We start from the raw sequence: 18,487 nt of genomic DNA, 5'->3' as shown, positions 1-18,487 counted from the left end.
GCTCCAAAGCGGCTTTTCCGCTTTTCTCGCTCTCCCGGGCCCCTCGAGCACGCTCCTAAGCGGCTTCTCCGCTTTACTCGCTCTCCCGGGCCCTTCGAGCACGCTCCAAAGCGGCTTTTCCGCTTTTCTCGCTCTCCCGGGCCCTTCGAGCACGCTCCAAAGCGACTTTTCCGCTTTATTCGCTCTCCCGGGCCCTTCGAGCACGCTCCAAAGCGGCTTTTCCGCCGCTTTTCTCTCCCTCACCACTCAACAAAAAGGAGGTACACGCACCATGAGCAAAGCGATACTCGTGATCGCCGAGCAGCGAGGCGGCGCGCTGCGGCAGGTCACGCTAGAGGCGCTGCATGCGGCGCAGCGCATCAAAAACGAAGGCGATGCCGTCTGCGTCGCCGCCTTAGGCCAGCACATCGGCTGGCTGGGCGAGGCTCTCGCTCCCTACGGCTGCCAAAGCATCCAGCTCGTCGATCACGCCGAGCTGGAGCATTACAACCCCGAGGCGTACTTCACCGCGCTGAAGCCGCTGCTGCAAGAGCTGCAGCCCCGCGCGGTGCTGCTGGGGCACACAGCGATCGGCCGCGACCTCGCTCCGATGCTGGCCGCACACCTGAATGCCGGGCAAATCTCCGACATCATAGCCATCGAGCACAGCGACAACGGCGGCGGCGATATCCGCTTCACGCGTCCGATCTATGCCGGCAAAGCGTTTGAAACCCTTCACTTCACCGCCGGGACAGCGGCAGCCGAGCCGGTGGTCGTCACCATTCGTCCGAACAACCTCCCGCCCGCCGAACCGGTGGAGCCGCAGCAGCCGGACGCGCCTACGCCTTCCGTCGTCTCCATCGACTTCACGCCCGCCCCCTCGCTCCGCACCGTGGTGAAGGATGTCGTGCGCAAAACGTCCGGCAAGGTCGACCTGACGGAAGCCAAAATCATCGTCTCCGGCGGCCGCGGTGTCAAAAGCGCCGAGGGCTTTCAGCCCCTCGAGCAGCTCGCTGAGGTGCTGGGCGCAGCTATCGGCGCTTCCCGCGGCGCCTGCGACGCCGGCTATTGCGACTACGCGCTGCAGATCGGCCAGACCGGCAAGGTCGTGACGCCGGAGCTCTACATCGCCTGCGGCATCAGCGGCGCCATCCAGCATCTGGCGGGGATGAGCCAGTCGCGCGTCATCGTCGCGATCAACAAGGACCCGGACGCGCCAATTTTTCAGGTGGCAGACTACGGCATCGTCGGCGACCTGTTCGAGGTCGTACCCCTGCTGACCGAGGAGTTCAAAAAAGCGCTCGGGTAACCTAGCCCAGCGGCAAACGCAAATCCAAAAACCCTGAGTACAACCGGTAACCGGTATACTCAGGGTTTCTTACATCATTCCGCGCCCGCCCGCTCCACGCCGCCTTTGAAATTCGCCAAAAAAATGCCCGCAAACACCATCAGCCCACCCACCAGCTTGCCCACTCCAAGCGGCTCGTGCAGCCACCAAGCTCCAGTCAGCACACCGAACACCGGTGCCAAAAACAGAAACGACGACGCCCGCGACGGCTCCATCCGTGACAGCAGCATGTACCAGAGCCCGAACTGAACAATCGAGCCCGGAATCGCCAGCCAGAGCAAAATCGAGATACTAACCGCGTTCCACTGCCCCGGCTCGTGCTCGCTAAGGATCGAGAGCCCCCAAAGCAGCAAGCCGCCGAACGTCATTTGCAGCCCCGACAGCAGCCACACGGTAAAATGCCCAGCCCACCGCTTCACCAGCAGCGTTGCGAACGACCATAGGATGCCGGAAAGCAGGCCGATCCACATGCCATAATTAAAACTCAGCTCCGCGCTAAGTACGAAGCTCACTCCGAGCAATCCTAGCAGCACACCGAACCATTGCCGCAGCCGGTACCTCTCCTTCAAAAGCAAACTAGAGAGCACAAGCACAAAGATCGGATTCGTAAACGTCAAAATCGAGCTTTCCCCCGCGCTGATCGTCTTCATGGAGATGAAAATACAAGCCATCACCCCCGTCGTCTGAAAAGCCCCGATCACGGCCGCTCGCCAGACCGTGGCAAACGAGGGCCAACGCTTCATTTTCCACAGCACGACCGCCAGCAGCAAGCCCCCGCCGATCAAAAACCGGTACGCAGTCAGCATAAGCGGAGGCGCGTAGGCCAGTCCCATTTTTCCAATCACGAACGATGATCCCATCAAAAAAGTAGCTGTAATCAAAAGCACTACAGGCAGCCACCGCATCCAGCATCCCCTCCCTTGACTCATTTCCCAGGCAATAATCGACAAAAACAGCACTTCAGCCTATCGTAGCACATTTAGCCCTTGCTCGGTATAGTCCAGCCGATTCGTGACATTTCACCATGGACAACGATACAGACGGCAGCCGGGTTCCTAACATACCCTGTAGCACGGAAGAGTGTCGTGAACTGAGATAGAACATAAAGAAGAGGGAGTGGAACCGGTGGCAAGAGGAATTTTGGATCTTTGGGTAAGTAAAAGCGTGAGCGCATCGGAGATCGTGCTGGTAACAGATTGCTATAATGGCTTTCCCCACGATCTGCATATCCTGCAGCCAGGGGATGAGGTGACGCTGATGCGCGGCGGCATAGAGCTGCCCCAAATCACCATTGTTCGGGAAAAAGCCGACGAATGCGCCTTCCACTACATGGAGCTGAATCCCGAAACGGCCAAAAAACTGGGATTAAAGCACGGCTCCCGCTACAGATTGACCTATGACGAGGAAAGCGCACAGCTGATGTTCAACTCGATGCCAACTAGCCGCGTGAACGTCCCGATCACCATCGAACGCTCTCAAAACCGGCAAAACCGCGTCGTCATCGGCTACTCGCTGCTTAGCATGCTGGGAGGAACAGAAAACCCTCCTTCCCAGCTCCGAATCAAAAAAGGTCCGACCACGCTCAAGCTCCGATTGGTCGTACCGGAAAACGAGCTCGATGAGGACTTCGTGCTCCCTTCGCAAGCCGCAGCCAAGCTGGGCTTAAACAGCAGCGACAGCCACTGGCTTGAGTATAATCAGGTCACCCGGATGTTGTATTTCACTGGGGATAAATCGCATGGACCGCAGCATGTGTCCCAAGGGTTTGCAGAGCAACCGAAGCAGCACAAGCAGCCGATGCAACAGGCCAACCGCTCAGCGAAACCAGTTCCCACCGAGTGGAATACGCAGCAGCAAAATCGAACCTTCTCCGCCACCGGCAAGCCTCGCAGCACCAATCCAACGGTCAATCGGACCGCCAAAAAGACAGCAGCAGTAACAGCCCAACGCAAAGGCTCACCCTTTTGGATCAATCCAATGGTTGTCGTCCCAGGCAGCCGAACCAATCGTTAGCGGCCCCTCCCAACAGCAACCAAAAAAATCCGCCCGATGGCCACTAAGCCACCGAGCGGATTTTTTCATTACTGCTGCAGCACGCCGACCAAGCGCTTCGCTTCGCCGGTTGCCGTCGTGATCGTTTCATAGATGTTCACAGACAACGGGTACAGCTGCTCATCCGTCTTCAGATTGTCGAAGGTGATGTACTGCTTGCCGCTGATCAGCCGGTTCACCCCGGTAAACGAAATCGTACGCACCGACACCTGCTTGCCGGTCGGATCGACGAGCTCCAGCTGCATTTTGGAGAAGTTCTGATCCACCATTACCCGCTCATCCCGCTCAATATCCATCGACAGCATCAGACGATAGGAATAGGTGATCGGCCCCGGCGCAAGCGACGACGGCATGTTCGTGCGGCCGCTGATCGCCCAGTCGGTCAGGTTCACCGTAAACGGATAAAAATCCATCCGCTTCAAATTCAAAACCGAATCTGAATCCGCCGATTGCAGCTCCAGCTTGTAGGCTCCAATCGTGGTGACAGCAGGTGCCGCGGTTTTGGCATCCGTCAATTTCAGCACATATGACGAATCCTCGCTTCCGGTCGGTACGTTGAAAGCATAGCTGACGACATAGTTCGTCTTCGGCATAATTTCACTGACCGTGCCGGCTTGACGGCTGCCGGAATAGGTCAAGCCCTGCGCCGTGAGCAGCTTCGTCTGGAATGCCGGCAGCGGCACCGGCAGATCGCCCTTGTTGCTCAGCGTGAGCTTGGCGATCACCGTCTGATAGCCTTCGCCCTCATTCTCATGCCGATGCAGCTCGGCTAGTGAAATGTCCATGCTCGGATCAATCGCGTCAGACAAGCGGTCGAACGCGAACGGCTCTCCCGCAGCGTAGAGCTTCGCTGCTGCAAACTCCGCAGCCGCGATGCCTCCCGCCGCAGCTGGCAGCACGATGTGGAATCGACCCACCGTATAGGAGGAGGCTGTCACATTGCCTTTGGCATCCATTTGGCGGAACGTCTCCGGCGTCAGCACGTTCACAGCGCTCAGCACCGTATCCTTTTCCGTCGGAATGACAAAATGGATGTACCGCTTCTCCTTCGGCTCCAGCACAATCGGGCCTTGCTCCACCCGCTTGCCGCTGAACACCGAGCGGTCTGGCCCACCAGCCGACGCAGCCGCAGCTTTCCCGTCCAGCACAAAATCAGGAAGCGCCTCCTTCTTCGTGGCCGAAGGATTCTCGACCCGCAGCTGCACCGTCGTGACCGGTCCCTGCGGGGTATTGTCCTTGCTGACTGCAACCGGCGTATACGTCAGCTGCGATTCCAAGGGAGCCGCCAGCGAGAACGACTGTCCCCAAGCCAGCTCCGCTGCCGCGCCGTCAGCAAAGTTCGAGAGCGGCCCCGTCCAGCCCGCGCCGTCAATCGGCATCGCCAGCTGGACCGTCTCCTGCTTCGGATAGCTGTACCAATCGACATCGACCCAAGTCAGCTCCGTCAGCTCGATCGGATCGCGTCGATCCACGGTCACCATGTAGCTGAGCTCCTCCGTCGTTTGCGGACGAATGGCATGCGCGTTGAATACGCTCGCCTGCAGCGGATACTCGTAGCCGTCCGCCGTTTTCACCCGGACATCAAGATCCGGAAGCTTCGCCACCTTAGCGGCACTGCTGCGGAGCCGAACCACAATGCCGATACGCGTGCAATCGCTCGTCGTCTCATTCAGCAGGCTCTTGACCTCGACCTGCAGCTTGTCGGTCAGCGCATAGCTTTTCGCCGATGGTACCTGCGCAACCACCGCCGCTCCTGCAGCATCCTCTGCCGCCAATGCCCGCCCTGGCAGTGCATTGCCCCCTACAACCAGCACCGCAGACAACACAACGGCCAGCGCCGCTCTCCCCATATGCTTCATGCTGCTATAACCTCTCATGCTGCCATCTCTCCCATTTTTGAATTCAGCTTCACCTTCGCACGACGTGTCTCCCATAGCATCATCCCGCCGACCAGCAGCGACAGCACCCCGATCATAAGCACAAACACGCCCAGCTCTTGAGCAAAATAAGCAAGCTTACCGCCCCGGTAGCCCATGCCCCGGATAAACTTGAACAGCCAGGTCAGCGGAAGCACGTGACTCACCGCCTGAATCGGCCCTGGAAAAATAATCGTCGCCACCTGCACACCCGACAGCATGAACGAAGGATACACAATCGCGTACGTGCGCAGCGCCACCTTCGACGGATCCGCCGCCGTCCAGCCGACCACCATGCCCATCAGCGTTACGGTCAGCGTATACAATAGCAGCGGCACGACGAACGCCACCGGCGAACCGACAAAACGCAGCCCGCCAAGCTGCTTCAGCAAGCCGAACGCCAGCATCAGGCTGATGCAGGAGATAACGGCGTATGGCAGCACTCGAGGCCATAGCCCAAGAGGTGAGCGCAATGCTTCCTCCAGCTTGCCTTCCAGTCGCAATCTTGGCACGATGGACGCCGCCCCGATCGCCGTAATCCCCAGTGCCACGACATTGACAAAGCCTATGACCATGAACCCGATAAAATCCGACGTCGGATTAAACAGCAGCCGCTGCTGCAAAGAAAGCGGACTTGCAATACCCATCGCCGCTTCATCGCTCATGCCCAGCACCTTAAGCTTGCCTACGGACAACGTCGTATTTTCAATGGTGATCAGCTCCTGCATTCCCGAGCGAATGTTGCCGATCGCCGAAGGCATGGAATTGTCGATCAAAAGTCCCACGTTAATCTGCTTGCCCTGAAACCGAAGCTGCTCCATTCCCCGCGGCAAATAAATGACCGCCATGTATTCCTCATTGGCCATCAGCGTCTCCGGCGCAATCGCTTCATGAAACACATCGATCACGTTGAGATATTGCGTGGAGTTGACCTTGTCGATGAACGAGCGGCTGTAGGCGCTGTTGTCCTCATCCACGACCGCTACCGGCGCCTCGTTGATTTGACCGTTTTGAAACATATACCCGAACAATGCCGCGATAAGCAAAGGCGCAATCAGAATCGCCGGAACATACTTGCTCGCCAGCGCGAACTTCCACTCATCGAGCAGCGATTTCATCGACATGCACCTCCGCGGTCATCCCCGGCAGCAGCTTGTCCGTGCGGTTTACATAAACCCGAACCTGGAACATGTTCAGATCGGCCGTTCCCTTCTCCCGGCTCATGCGCAGTGCAGCAAATTGTGGTGCTGCCGTAACGAACTGCACCTTGCCTTCCACCTCATCCGGCACCGCAGCAAAATGAGTCGCCACCGCCGACTCCGGCTTGAATTTCCCTACCTGACGCTCATCGACGTACAGATCGAAGTACAGCTTCCCGGTTTCGAGCAAAATGACCGGCGTACCCGATCCGACATTCTCCCCGACCTTCGGCACGACTTTGACAACCTTGCCATCCGCAGGCGCCCGCAGTAAAAACCGGTCCTTCTGCACATTCAGCGACTCCAGCAAAATCTTCTGCTGCTCCAGCTGCTTATTCAGCGCATCGATACCGATCCGCTGGTTCGCGATGTCACCCTCCGCCAGCTGCTGCTGCTCAAGAACCGCCTCCGCCCGGCCGGTCTGCAGCTCCGCCTGCTTGCGCTCCTTGTCCGTCGCGCCGTTCATCATTTTCGTCAACGCCGCCTGCTGCTGGCTTCTCCCATTCTCCAGTGCCGTGACCTGACTGCGTGCGTTCTCTACGGCATCGCGGTGCTCCTTGTAGGAATACGGATTCTTATCGTATGTCTCCTCCGTGTTCAGCAGCTGATTGTACAGCTTCAGCGCATGCGTGTACGCTTCGTCCGCTGCGGCGACCGCCAGCTTCTGACGCTCGATGTCCTCGGCGCGCGCGCCCTCCGCCACCTGGGCCTCTTGCGTCTGCGCCTGTGACAGCCCGAGCTGCGCCTGCTTCACCGCATTGCCAAGCTTGCCTTCGGCGACCTGAATGCCGTCCTCCGCCTGCTTGATCTTCAGCGCCGTCACGTCCACATCCGCCTGCGCTTTGCGAAGCTGCAGATCGATGTCCGTCGGGTCAAGCGTCATGAGCACGTCGCCCTTTTTCACCGTCTGCTCCTCCTTCACCGGAAGGTCGGTAATTTTGCCGCCCACGCCCTGGAAGGACACATTCACCTGCTCCGCCGTCAAAATGCTCGCTTTATGCGTGCTGGCCAGCGTCACCGCATCCTTCCCCTGCGCCGAAAGCATCCATCCCCCGCCGCTCAGCGCTAACGCCAATACCACAATGGCCGCCACTTGTTTTTTCATCCCTGATGTCCCCTCTCCACGTTGCCCCTCGTTACTTCTTCTCGTACCTCAACCCGCCCAGAATAAAATCGCTCGTATACCGGATCAGCGTCTCTTCATCCTCGTTCGTCTGCACCCCATCCTCTTGCAGCAGCTGATCGAAGAATGAGCTGTTGCGTGTAAAAATGAGCGCCCCCACGACAAAATGAACCGTATGCTTCAGCGATTCGTACTCGAACTGCCCTGTCGCTTTACCGGCTTGCAAGATGGCGCGCAGCTGCTTCCACAAGGCAAAAACGATCGGCTGCACCTTATCCAATCGCGGGCTCTGCATCATGATCTCTTGCTGCAGCAGGTTGATCAGCTCCGGCTCCGCCAAACGAAACCGTGCGAAATCGCGGATCAGCGACAGCAAATCCTCTACCGGCTCCGCGAGCGCATAGTCCTTATGCAAAAACTCCGGCGTGAACGCCTCGAACAAGGCATAGAACACATTTTCCTTCCCGCCAAAATGGTACGAAACAAGCGCCAGCGCCACCCCCGCTTCATCGCAAATTTGCCGGACCGTTGTGCCCTCGAACCCTTTTTGCGCAAACAGCTTCTTCGCCGCATCCAAAATTTTCAGCTTCACATCCTTGGCCTGCGTATCTGCTTTCATATCGCCCCTCCAATTATCAGCGTGCAATAAAAGCCACAGCACCCGCCCCCGCAGCTTGCCTTTTTCAGCAACCGTTAGTTTGCCCGGGTTTACCTTGAACATCCGTTTTGAACATTTGTTTTAAACGTTTGTTCAATATTCCTCTGTTTGGTATTTTACTCCTGGTCAATAATTACTGTCAAGAGTATCCATGGAAAATTCCTATATGTTACAATAGAGATAGTAACTAATATTTTCATAGAATGGGGGAATTTTGATGAGCGACAAGGACACTAAGAAGAAGCCAGTAATTAAGGAGCAGCAAGGGACTTACGATATCCCGGAGCGGTATGAGATTATCGGGGGCGTGCGGTACGATTTTTTGTCCTCGCCTAAGGTTGCGCATCAATCCATCTTGGGTAATTTTTACCGTTCCATTCATACCACCTGCCATCTAAACGGCAAAATCTATTTAGCACCGCTAGATGTCCACTTCGACGAAGACAACATCGTTCAGCCAGACGTCATTTACATCGCTAACGAGAACCTCGGCATCATCCGTGACGGCTACATTTTCGGTGCTCCCGATCTGCTGGTGGAAATCCTGTCCAGAAGCACCTCGCGCAGAGACAAAACACTCAAAAAATCGCTCTACGAAGCCAATGGCGTCAAAGAGTACTGGCTGGCGGATCCCCACTACCGCATGGTCGAGCAATTCGCGCTCGTAAACGGCACCTACCGGCTGATCAACACCCTAACCGAGGAGCAGACCCTCACCTCTCCGAGCTTCTCCTGCATCTCCATCGACCTGAGCACGATTTTCCCGCCGGAAGAAGCAACAGACTAATCCCTGCTGAAAAATGCCCAAGAAGCCGCTCCCAAGTTCCGTTAGAACCTGTGACCGACTTCTTTGTTTTATCTTCAAAATAAAGCGTTCCCCTTACAATCGAACCGTCTGACCTCCGGGAGTTCAAATGAAACGTGACGCAACAGCCCTTACCACAGCTTCCTCAGCTTCATCATACAATAGCTGCCCTGAAAGCTGACCAGCTTCCCCTGCTCCTCTTGTACATCAAGCGCCCGTCGAACCTCCGGTGTTTGCTCCAGCATGTAACGCTCAAGCGCATCCTTATCCTCACCGGCAAAGCTCATGCGCTCGCACCACGACTCGAATTGAAACGGCTTCGGAGCCTGCAGCAGCTGCTCGGTATAAAATCCAGCCGACTCCGCCATACGGATCCACTCCGTCTTTTTCCAAGCTCTGAAGTGGCTCGGATCGCGGTCCTTCTCGATTTTGTTATAGATGACGTCCAGCTCATCCGGCTCGGGAGCGACATTGTCGAACAACAGGAAGCAGCCCTGCGGCGACAGCACCCTGTGCACCTCTTGAACAAAGGCATCCGGGTTGGGAAAATGATGCGCCGCAATCCGGCAGGTCACCAGCTCAAAGCTCTCATCGGCAAAAGGAAGCGACTCCGCATCTCCCAGCACAAACTGCACCTCGGTATGACCTTTCGATTTCAAAAATGCTTCGGACGCCTGCAAAATTTCCGGCGTCAAATCCAGCGCAGTCAGCTGCTTCACCAAAGGCGCCAAGACGTTCGCGGCATGACCGCCTCCGGTAGCCACATCCAGCGCACGCTCCGGCTGCTCCGCTCCGGCCCACTCCTCCAAAATACTCAAATCTTCCCGGGACGAATGGGACGTACTCGTAACATACCCCTGCGCATGCTTGCCAAACTGCTCCATAACCTTTTGCTTAATATCCATGTCCTGCACCACCTCGTTTCATTTAATGAAACCCGATTTTGTTAAGTGATACAATTTGATCATATTCCAGCCATTCTTATTTGTAAAGGCCATTTTTTATCATCGCTCCAGCCCGGAGTGAAAACCCTGAATCCAAATATAGGGAAGAATCCCCCTCAAGCTCAGGGGTCCCACCGATGTTCACGAAAGCTCGAGGACGGTATGATAAAGACATAGAACAGAGGAAAGGGGCGGCGCCAAATGAAACTTCAACAAGCAAGACCTAACCGAGTCCCGCTAAAAAATGACCGCCGGTTCAAGCGATCTTAACAGCCAAAATCGTCAGCTATGGTATAAAAGACTAATATGCATACCGCACTTTGTGATAAATTTCACTAATAAAATAAGGGAGAGATTTCTATGTTAACGAAATGGTTACGTGAAAATAAAGCCGCGGCAGTGCTGCTGACCTTCTTACGACTCTATGTCGGATGGGAATGGCTCACCGCCGGCTGGCACAAAATTACCGGAGCGAAGCCGTTTGACGCCACCGGATTTCTGACCAATGCAATCGCGAAGCCGATTGCAGACACCGCCACCCATGAGGCAGTCTACCCTACCTTCGTAGCCTTCCTCAAAGCCTTCGCCCTGCCGAATGTGAAGCTGTTTAACCTTCTGATTCCATGGGGTGAGCTTCTGGTCGGGATCGGACTCATCCTCGGAGTGCTCACCACAACGGCCATGTTCTTCGGGCTGCTGATGAACTTCATGTATATGTTCGCCGGAACGGTAAGCACTAACCCTTGGTTGACATTGCTCGGCATTATCCTCATCACCGCTGGAGCGAACGCAGGACGATTCGGGGTCGCCTACTACGTGAAACCGTATGTGCACCACCTCGTGAACGTCTTCAAGCATCACGACCACGGCCACGGCCGTGGCGGCGACAAGCATCATCCGGCTCATGCGTAAGCCCCTGCAGCCGGCAGTGAGGTAAAAGAAAAAAACGTCCGGGTCTCATCTCCGGACGTTTTTTAAGCTCTCTGCTCTTAATAACATTTTACCTCACAGAATCATCCCTCTGCAATGGTACCGTTAGCGTAACCGTCGTACCATCGTCCGGCACGCTGCGCACCTTCAAGGTCCCGCCGATCCCCCTCGCCCGCTCCTCCATACTGAATAGCCCCACGCCGCTGCGATCAGCGTTCAGATCAAAGCCTTTGCCATGATCCACAATCTCTACGAACAGCATGTTTTCCGTTTCACGGATACTTAGCGATGCGCTAGATACTTCCGCATACTTCGCCAGATTCATAAGCGACTCCTGGATAATGCGGTAAATGGCGGTCTCCATATGGAAGCTCAGCCGCTTGCGCAAATTGCATTCAAAATCCACCTGAATCCCATAATGCTGCGAGAACTTCTCCAGATGACGGCGAATCGCGGGAACGACGCCCATGTCATCGAGGATCGAAGGCCTGAGCTCCCAAGCCAGTCCTCGCACATCCTCCATAATATGCGATACCTCTTGGCGCAGCTTGCCAAGCTGCCCTGCGAGCTGATGCTCGCTAATGATATGGTCCATCTGAATGAGCAGCGAGAACAGACTTTGCCCGATGCCGTCATGCAGCTCGCGGGAAAAGCGCTGCCGCTCCTCCTCCTGAATTTGAATGACCTTGGTCATCATGTGCTGCAGCTCTTCCTCGATCTTTTTCAGACGGGTCACTTCATTGCGGATGGCCAAATACTGGTACGGCTCTCCAGCCTCACTCAAAAAAGGAACGATCGTCGTATTCACCCAGTAATACGTACCGTCCTTGGCTTTGTTCTTAATATCTCCGGACCACACCTGGCCTGATGAGATGGTAGCCCACAGCTGTTTCATAAACGCCTTACTGTGATGGCCGGAATTAATCATCCGATGATCCTGACCGAGCAGCTCGTCGCGGCTAAACTTAGAAATTTTACAAAACGTATCGTTGACGTATAAAATTTTGCCCCGAGGGTCCGTAATCGCAACAATCGAGGACTCATCCAAAGCAAATTTCACATCGATCAGCTGCTTGAGCGACCGCTTGAGCCGATCACGGTAAGCGGGATCATGAATATGGCGGTCCAACTCGCCGAGCAAGTACTCGACGTTTCGGCCGATGGCTCCGGAATCGGAATGTGCACTAGTCAAAGTTTAACAATCCCCGTTTCATCGCATATTTGACCAGCTCCGGCCGCGATTTCAGCCCCAATTTCTCCATCAGATGGCTCTTGTGAGTCTCCACCGTTTTCACACTGATAAACAGGCTCTCAGCGATTTCCTTGTTCGAATACCCTTTGGCCGTCCATCCCAAAATTTCCTTCTCCCGCTCCGAAAGCGACTCGTACGAGCCGGCATTTTCTCCGCGCTTGATCCGCTCCAAATATTCACCCATGAGGCGTTTGGTGGCGGTCGGGTACAAATAGGCATCCCCTGCGGCAACCGATTGAATCGCTGTCAGCAGCTCCTCGTGCGGCGCGCTCTTGAGCACGTAGCCGGAGGCACCGGAATGAATCGCCCGGAACAAATACTCTTCGTCGTCGTGCATTGTTAAGATGAGCACCGACGTATCCGGCAATGCTTTCTTAATGATCGTGGTTGCGCTAAGCCCGTCTTTGCCATGAGGCATGCTGAGATCCATCAGCACGACATCCGGCTTCAGCTCCTCCGCCTTCCGAATGGCTTCGTCGCCATCCGCCGCTTCTCCAACCACCACCATTTCATGCTTTCCGTGTAAAAGTGTGTTCAGCCCGGAACGGACCACCGCATGGTCATCCACGATGACGATTCTGATCATGTTCTCACCCTGCCCTTTTTACGTACACTTGCTCTGCCCTCATCTTACCAGTGAAGCGCATCCCCTTCAATCCCTCCACTACCGATACTGCTGCCAAAAACCACTCCTACCTCGGCTGAAATGCGCTCCAGATCGCCCGCGGTATATAAACGCAAAGCTCGGCTGCCGACCAAAAGAACGCCCGGGCCGCTGGCCTGTAGCGAGATCGGAAACGCAGCCGCGGCAAGCAGCTGCTCCGCGAGCATAATGGGCGATTCCTTTCGCTTTCGTTCGTAGCCCGCCGTGCCCGCATCGAGCGCTTCCGGTCGCCCGATCCGCCAGACCAATCCAGCCAGGTCCTGCCCGGAACGGAAGCTGATCTGGCGATAGCGCTCGTTCAAATTGCCCGCTGCCGCTTGCCATCGCAGCATCCGATTGTCTCGATCCGCCCAAGCGATCGCACAGAACTCGCTGGCCGACCCTTGTTTCAGCTCTTGTAAGACGGTATGAATGTCCGTCATGATCCCTTTCATCTCCACCATCTACCGACATGTCTTGCGGCAATTTAAGTAACAAACAAAGTACCCCTTCATTCTATTGTAGCGGGTGTGAGGACCAAAGTAAGTCAGGGAATCCCCTGATCGTGGATGCGAAACCCCCTGTTTACATGCAAAAACAGCCCAAGGGCGAACGCCCTCGGACTGCTCTATATAAAAGAATTACTTGCCCAGCTGATGAATCGGATGACCGAGTGCGCCTTCCGCGGCGTCCATCGTAATCTCACCCAGCGTCGGATGCGCATGGATGGTCAGCGCGATGTCCTCGAGCGTAGCGCCCATCTCGATGGCGAGCGTCAGCTCAGCAATCAGGTTGGAAGCCTCTGCGCCTACGACTTGAGCACCGATCAACAGGCCGCTGTCTTTGTCCGCAACCAGCTTCACGAAGCCGTCCGTTGCGTTCATCGATTGTGCGCGGCCGTTCGCGCCGTAAGGGAACTTGCCGATCGCAAGGTTGATGCCCTTCGCTTTGGCTTCGGTCTCGCTCAGACCGACACCGGCGATTTCCGGATCGGAGAAGACGACCGCCGGAATCACTTTGTAATCCACTACGCTAGGCATCCCAGCGATGGATTCCGCCGCGACCTTCGCTTCGTAGGAAGCTTTGTGAGCCAGCGCCGGACCGGCCACGATATCGCCAATCGCGTAGATGTGCGGTACGTTCGTTTGGCATTTTTCGTTGACTGGAATGAGGCCTCGCTCGCCCACTTGAATCCCGGCCAGCTCCAGCGACAGATCGCCGTCCGTATTCGGGCGACGGCCAACCGTAACGAGCACGTAGTCGGCCGTTACTTTCTTTTCCTCACCTTTTACGGTGTAGGTTACGGTAACGTCCTTATCGGTTTGCACACAGCCTTGAGCCAGCGCCTCGGTTACAACTTCCACCTCGGACTTTTTCAGGTTGCGCGCTACGAGCTGGGACAGCTCTTTTTCAAAGCCCGGCAGGATGGCATCGGAGCCTTCCAGTACCGTTACTTTTGTACCGAATTTCGCGAACGTTTGGCCCAGCTCGATGCCGATGTAGCCGCCGCCGATTACAACGAGGCTTTGCGGAATTTCGTTCAGCTGCAGCGCCTCCGTCGAGGAAAGCACGCGCCCGCCGTACGGGAATGCCTTCAGCTCGATCGGACGGGAGCCGGTCGCGATGATGCAGTGATTGAATTTGTAACGGGCCGTTTCGTTATCGTTAAACACGCGGGCTTCATGCTCGTTGATGAACAGCGCCTCGCCGTTGAATACCGTAATTTTGTTGCCCTTCAGCAGCATGCCTACGCCGCCGGTTTGCTTTTTCACGATGCCGTTCTTCCATTCCTGAACCTTGGCAAAATCGACCTTGACGTTGTCCGCCATAATGCCGATGGACGAGCCGTGCTGCGCGATCTCATACTGATGTGCGGCAGAGATCAGCGCCTTGGATGGGATACAGCCACGGTTCAAGCAGACGCCGCCGAGCTCGGCTTTGTCTACAACCAGTACGCTTTTGCCCAGCTGGGCGGCACGAATGGCCGCCACATATCCGCCGGGACCTGCGCCGATGACGAGCACGTCGATTTCAACCGATGCGTCTCCTACTACCATCGCAGGTTACACCTCCATGACAAGCAGTTCTGGATCAGCCAGCAGCTGCTTGATATAGTTCATAAAGTTTTGTGCCGTTGCCCCGTCGATGATGCGGTGGTCGAAGCTTAAGGACAGCGCCATGACTGGAGCGACGACGATTTCGCCGTTTTTCACGACTGGCTTCTCCGTGATGCGGCCTGTACCCAGGATCGCCACTTCAGGGAAGTTGATCACTGGTGTAAAGAACATGCCGCCTGCCGAGCCGATGTTAGTGATCGACAGCGTCGAGCCTCTCAACTCGCTTGGCCCCAGCTTGCCGTCGCGGCCGCGGGCTGCGAGGTCTTTGATCGCTTCGGCGATGGTCCAAATATTTTTGCGGTCCGCATCCTGGATGACCGGAACGATGAGGCCCTGCTCCGTATCGGTTGCGATCCCGATGTGGTAGTACTTCTTATAGACGATCTCTTGCTTCTCTTCGTCGATCATCGCGTTCATGACCGGGAATTGGCGAGCTGCGGCTACCAAAGCCTTCACGATGAACGGCAGGTACGTCAGCTTGGTGCCTTTCTTCTCGGCCACCGGCTTCGCCTTCTCACGCAGCTTCACGAGCAGCGTAACGTCGACTTCGTCCATGAGCGTCACGTGCGGAGCCGTGTAGACGCTCTTGACCATCGCATTCGCAATCGCCTTGCGAATGCCCTTCAGCGGCACGCGCTCTTCCGCGCGCTCGCCGCCCACTGCAGCTGCCGCCGTGCTGGCTGCTGGAGCCGCTGCCGCTGCCGGGGCTTCGCCCGCAGCTGGCGCAGCTGCTGCTGCCGGCGCGCTCGCGCCGCCGGCGGTAAAGCCGAGAACATCCTCGCGTGTCACGCGGCCGTTACGGCCGGTCGGGGTCACGCTGGCGATGTTCACGCCTTTCTCACGAGCGAGCTTGCGCACGCTCGGAGTAGCCAGCACCGCGCCGCCCGCCGGTGCTGTTGGCGCTGCCGCAGCCGGTGCTGTGGCAGCTGGTGCGGCTTGCGCCGCCGCAGGCGGAGCCGCCGCAGGAGCAGCAGCTGGCGCCGGAGCAGCAGCTGGCGCCGGAGCCTCGGCTACCGCTGTCGCGGCGCCATGTCCATGGCCGCCCGCCTGCTGCGGGATCTCGCCAACGACATCGATCACAGCGATAATGTCGCCGATCGTGCACACCGTACCCTCGCTAACCTTCAGCTCGATGATTTTACCTTCTACCGGTGACGGTACTTCAACCGTCGATTTATCGTTTTGAACGTCCATCAGGATCGTTTCATCATTTACGGTATCGCCGGGCTTCACGTGCCACTTGACGATTTCGCCCTCATGGATTCCTTCGCCCAGCTCAGGAAACCGATATTCAAATACTGCCATGGTCTCTCACCTTCCCTCGGTCCTCTAGATTAGAAATCCAGCACTTGATTCAATCCCGCCACGATGCGGGCCGGGTTCGGAAGCCACTGATCTTCCACTTGCGCAAAAGGATACACCGTATCCGGAGGTGCGACGCGCAGAACCGGAGCTTCCAGGTGGAGAATCGCCTTCTCATTGATTTGCGCGATCACTTCAGCCGCAATACCGGCTGTTTTTTGCGCTTCTTGAACAACAATCGCGCGGTTCGTCTTCTTGATCGACTCGACGATCGTGTCGATATCCAGCGGCATCAGCGTGCGCAGGTCGATGACTTCAACCTTTGCGCCGCGCGTTTTTTCGATCTCTTCAGCAGCTTTCAGCGAGGTGTGAACCATCGCACCGTAGGTGATGATCGTAACATCGGAGCCTTCGCGAACGACGTTCGCTTTGCCGATCGGCACCGTGTATTCTCCCTCTGGCACTTCAGCGCGGAACGAACGGTACAGGTTCAAATGCTCCATGAAGAATACAGGGTCGTTGTCGCGGATGGCCGAGATCAACAGACCTTTGGCATCGTATGGGTTGGAAGGTACAACAACCTTAATCCCTGGGGTTTGCACGAGCAAGCCTTCCAGTGGATCAGTGTGCAGCTCTGCCGCTTTTACCCCACCGCCAAAAGGCGTACGGATCGTGATTGGAGCATTGTAACGACCGCCGGAACGGTAGCGCAGACGCGCCGCTTGCACTGCGATTTGGTCCAGCGCTTCAAAAATAAATCCAACAAACTGAATCTCCATAATCGGACGGAAGCCTTGTGTCGACATCCCGACGGCCATACCGCCGATCGCGGACTCGGCCAGCGGCGTATCAAATACGCGCTCTTCTCCGAATTCGCCTTGCAGGCCTTCCGTTGCGCGGAATACGCCGCCGACTTTACCAACGTCTTCCCCGAATATCACTACGTTAGGATCGCGCTGCAGCTCGACGCGCATCGCATCCTTAATCGCTTGAATCATTGTCATTTGAGCCATGGCTGAAAATCTCCTCTCCTCTACGCTTTGCTAGTTGCAGCTAAGTATTCCGCTTTTTGCTCTTCCAAATGGTGAGGCGTCGTTTCGAACATGCTGTCGATAAGGCCTGGCACCGTCATTTTTTCCGTTTCTTCGGCTTTCTTGATCATCTCAGCAACCGTGTTCTTCGCTTCTTCCACGACTTGCGCCTCTTCGGCTTCGGACCACAGGCCTTTGTTCGTGAGGAAAATGCGGAAACGGTTCAGCGGATCTTTTTGCTCCCACTCGGCTGTTTCTTCTTTAGTACGGTATTTGGACGGGTCATCCCCGGACATCGAGTGTGGCAGGAAGCGGTACGTGATCGCTTCGATCAAGGTTGCGCCTTCGCCTCTGCGGCCGCGCTCTGCAGCGTCCTGTACCGCTTTGGTAACAGCCAGAACGTCCATCCCGTCAACCTGTACGCCTTTGATCCCTGCGGAGACCGCTTTGTGCGCTACGGATTCCGCCGCGGTTTGCTTGCTGAACGGTGTTGTAATGGCATAGCCATTGTTTTGCACGACGAAAATCGCAGGCAGCTTAAACGCACCCGCAAAGTTCAGACCTTCGTAGAAGTCGCCCTCGGAGGAACCGCCGTCGCCTGTGTAGGTGATCGCTACGCGCTTCTCGCCTTTTTTCTTGAACGCCATCGCCACGCCCATCGCATGCAAAATTTGCGCACCGATGATGATTTGCGGCATCAAAACATGCACATCCGCCGGAATTTGACCTCCATGCTGATGACCTCTGGAATATAAGAACGCCTGGTACATCGGCAGACCATGCCATACGATTTGCGGCATATCGCGGTAGCCCGGGCAAACAAAATCGTCTCTATTCAGTACAAACTCACTGCCCACCATCGTAGCTTCTTGACCGGAAACCGGTGCGTAAAAGCCCAGACGGCCTTGGCGAGTCAGGTTCACTGCGCGCTGATCCCACGTACGGGTAAATACCATACGTCTCATCAATTCTTTCAACTGCTCGTCGGTGAGATTCGGCATCTCATTCGGATTAACAACCGTCCCGTCAGTCGACAGCACGGACAAAGGCGTCACCGGTTGTACGGCTACTTCATACGGCTTGCTTGCTTCTTTCACAGCCACATCACTTGCCTTGCTCATTTCAATATCACCTCAATGATGGATTTAAATGTCGAAATTAATGACTTTCTGTTATAGTAGTATTATA

General features: G+C 56.1%; 17 protein-coding genes. 4 read left to right on the top strand and 13 right to left on the bottom strand.

Annotated features, from left to right (window positions below; genetic code table 11):
- Window positions 1-271 precede the first annotated feature (271 nt).
- Window positions 272-1,288: an electron transfer flavoprotein subunit alpha/FixB family protein gene (locus FPZ49_RS01555; protein ID WP_144842576.1), complete on the top strand. Its 1,017-nt coding sequence runs from the start codon at window positions 272-274 to the stop codon at window positions 1,286-1,288.
- 74 nt (window positions 1,289-1,362) lie between these two features.
- On the opposite strand, the gene FPZ49_RS01550 is transcribed toward FPZ49_RS01555, so the two are convergent.
- Window positions 1,363-2,232, bottom strand: coding sequence for a DMT family transporter (locus tag FPZ49_RS01550; protein WP_144842575.1), 870 nt, complete (start codon window positions 2,230-2,232; stop codon window positions 1,363-1,365).
- 220 nt (window positions 2,233-2,452) lie between these two features.
- Between FPZ49_RS01550 and FPZ49_RS01545 the strand changes: the two genes are divergently transcribed.
- Window positions 2,453-3,340, top strand: a complete 888-nt coding sequence (locus FPZ49_RS01545) for a hypothetical protein (protein WP_144842574.1) — start codon at window positions 2,453-2,455, stop codon at window positions 3,338-3,340.
- Window positions 3,341-3,408: 68 nt separating this feature from the next.
- On the opposite strand, the gene FPZ49_RS01540 is transcribed toward FPZ49_RS01545, so the two are convergent.
- The 4 genes from FPZ49_RS01540 to FPZ49_RS01525 are packed head-to-tail and all read right to left on the bottom strand — an operon-like array spanning window position 3,409 to window position 8,236.
- Window positions 3,409-5,256: a hypothetical protein gene (locus FPZ49_RS01540; protein ID WP_144842573.1), complete on the bottom strand. Its 1,848-nt coding sequence runs from the start codon at window positions 5,254-5,256 to the stop codon at window positions 3,409-3,411.
- Window positions 5,253-6,413 carry an ABC transporter permease gene (locus FPZ49_RS01535; protein ID WP_144842572.1) on the bottom strand — a complete coding sequence of 387 codons (1,161 nt, stop codon included), beginning with the start codon at window positions 6,411-6,413 and terminating at the stop codon, window positions 5,253-5,255. The genes FPZ49_RS01540 and FPZ49_RS01535 overlap by 4 nt, the downstream gene beginning before the upstream one ends.
- The gene (locus tag FPZ49_RS01530) at window positions 6,394-7,599 is read right to left on the bottom strand and encodes an HlyD family secretion protein (RefSeq protein WP_144842571.1); all 1,206 of its coding nucleotides are present in this window, start codon (window positions 7,597-7,599) and stop codon (window positions 6,394-6,396) included. The genes FPZ49_RS01535 and FPZ49_RS01530 overlap by 20 nt, the downstream gene beginning before the upstream one ends.
- A gap of 31 nt (window positions 7,600-7,630) precedes the next feature.
- On the bottom strand, window positions 7,631-8,236 hold the full coding sequence (locus FPZ49_RS01525; protein WP_144842570.1) for a TetR/AcrR family transcriptional regulator: 606 nt from the start codon (window positions 8,234-8,236) through the stop codon (window positions 7,631-7,633).
- Between the two features lie 256 nt (window positions 8,237-8,492).
- Between FPZ49_RS01525 and FPZ49_RS01520 the strand changes: the two genes are divergently transcribed.
- Window positions 8,493-9,062, top strand: a complete 570-nt coding sequence (locus FPZ49_RS01520; RefSeq protein ID WP_144842569.1) for a Uma2 family endonuclease — start codon at window positions 8,493-8,495, stop codon at window positions 9,060-9,062.
- Window positions 9,063-9,211: 149 nt separating this feature from the next.
- Here the strand turns inward: FPZ49_RS01520 and FPZ49_RS01515 are convergent, their stop codons facing one another.
- Complete coding sequence (locus FPZ49_RS01515) at window positions 9,212-9,985, bottom strand: class I SAM-dependent methyltransferase (protein ID WP_144842568.1); 774 nt, start codon at window positions 9,983-9,985, stop codon at window positions 9,212-9,214.
- A 399-nt stretch (window positions 9,986-10,384) separates the two neighbouring features.
- On the opposite strand from FPZ49_RS01515, the gene FPZ49_RS01510 reads away from it, so the two are divergent.
- Window positions 10,385-10,936: a DoxX family protein gene (locus FPZ49_RS01510; protein WP_144842567.1), complete on the top strand. Its 552-nt coding sequence runs from the start codon at window positions 10,385-10,387 to the stop codon at window positions 10,934-10,936.
- 88 nt (window positions 10,937-11,024) lie between these two features.
- Here FPZ49_RS01510 and FPZ49_RS01505 read toward each other — a convergent pair whose 3' ends face one another.
- From FPZ49_RS01505 to pdhA, 7 genes are all read right to left on the bottom strand, one after another.
- The gene (locus FPZ49_RS01505; RefSeq protein WP_144842566.1) at window positions 11,025-12,146 is read right to left on the bottom strand and encodes a PAS domain-containing sensor histidine kinase; all 1,122 of its coding nucleotides are present in this window, start codon (window positions 12,144-12,146) and stop codon (window positions 11,025-11,027) included.
- Window positions 12,139-12,792 carry a response regulator transcription factor gene (locus FPZ49_RS01500; protein ID WP_144842565.1) on the bottom strand — a complete coding sequence of 218 codons (654 nt, stop codon included), beginning with the start codon at window positions 12,790-12,792 and terminating at the stop codon, window positions 12,139-12,141. The genes FPZ49_RS01505 and FPZ49_RS01500 overlap by 8 nt, the downstream gene beginning before the upstream one ends.
- Before the next feature lie 44 nt (window positions 12,793-12,836).
- Window positions 12,837-13,292 (bottom strand): hypothetical protein, encoded by a 456-nt coding sequence (locus FPZ49_RS01495; RefSeq protein WP_144842564.1) that lies wholly within the window; start codon window positions 13,290-13,292, stop codon window positions 12,837-12,839.
- A gap of 198 nt (window positions 13,293-13,490) precedes the next feature.
- Window positions 13,491-14,906, bottom strand: a complete 1,416-nt coding sequence (lpdA, locus tag FPZ49_RS01490; RefSeq protein ID WP_144842563.1) for a dihydrolipoyl dehydrogenase — start codon at window positions 14,904-14,906, stop codon at window positions 13,491-13,493.
- Between the two features lie 6 nt (window positions 14,907-14,912).
- A complete protein-coding gene (locus FPZ49_RS01485; RefSeq protein WP_144842562.1) occupies window positions 14,913-16,271 on the bottom strand; it encodes a dihydrolipoamide acetyltransferase family protein in 1,359 nt (452 codons plus the stop codon).
- A 29-nt stretch (window positions 16,272-16,300) separates the two neighbouring features.
- Window positions 16,301-17,281 carry an alpha-ketoacid dehydrogenase subunit beta gene (locus FPZ49_RS01480; protein ID WP_144842561.1) on the bottom strand — a complete coding sequence of 327 codons (981 nt, stop codon included), beginning with the start codon at window positions 17,279-17,281 and terminating at the stop codon, window positions 16,301-16,303.
- A 20-nt stretch (window positions 17,282-17,301) separates the two neighbouring features.
- Window positions 17,302-18,420, bottom strand: a complete 1,119-nt coding sequence (gene pdhA, locus FPZ49_RS01475) for a pyruvate dehydrogenase (acetyl-transferring) E1 component subunit alpha (RefSeq protein WP_144842560.1) — start codon at window positions 18,418-18,420, stop codon at window positions 17,302-17,304.
- Between the last annotated feature and the right edge of the window lie 67 nt (window positions 18,421-18,487).

Source organism: Paenibacillus cremeus, assembly GCF_007786445.1.
Lineage (GTDB): Bacteria > Bacillota > Bacilli > Paenibacillales > NBRC-103111 > Paenibacillus_G > Paenibacillus_G cremeus.
This window is presented reverse-complemented; position numbering and strand designations above follow the sequence as displayed.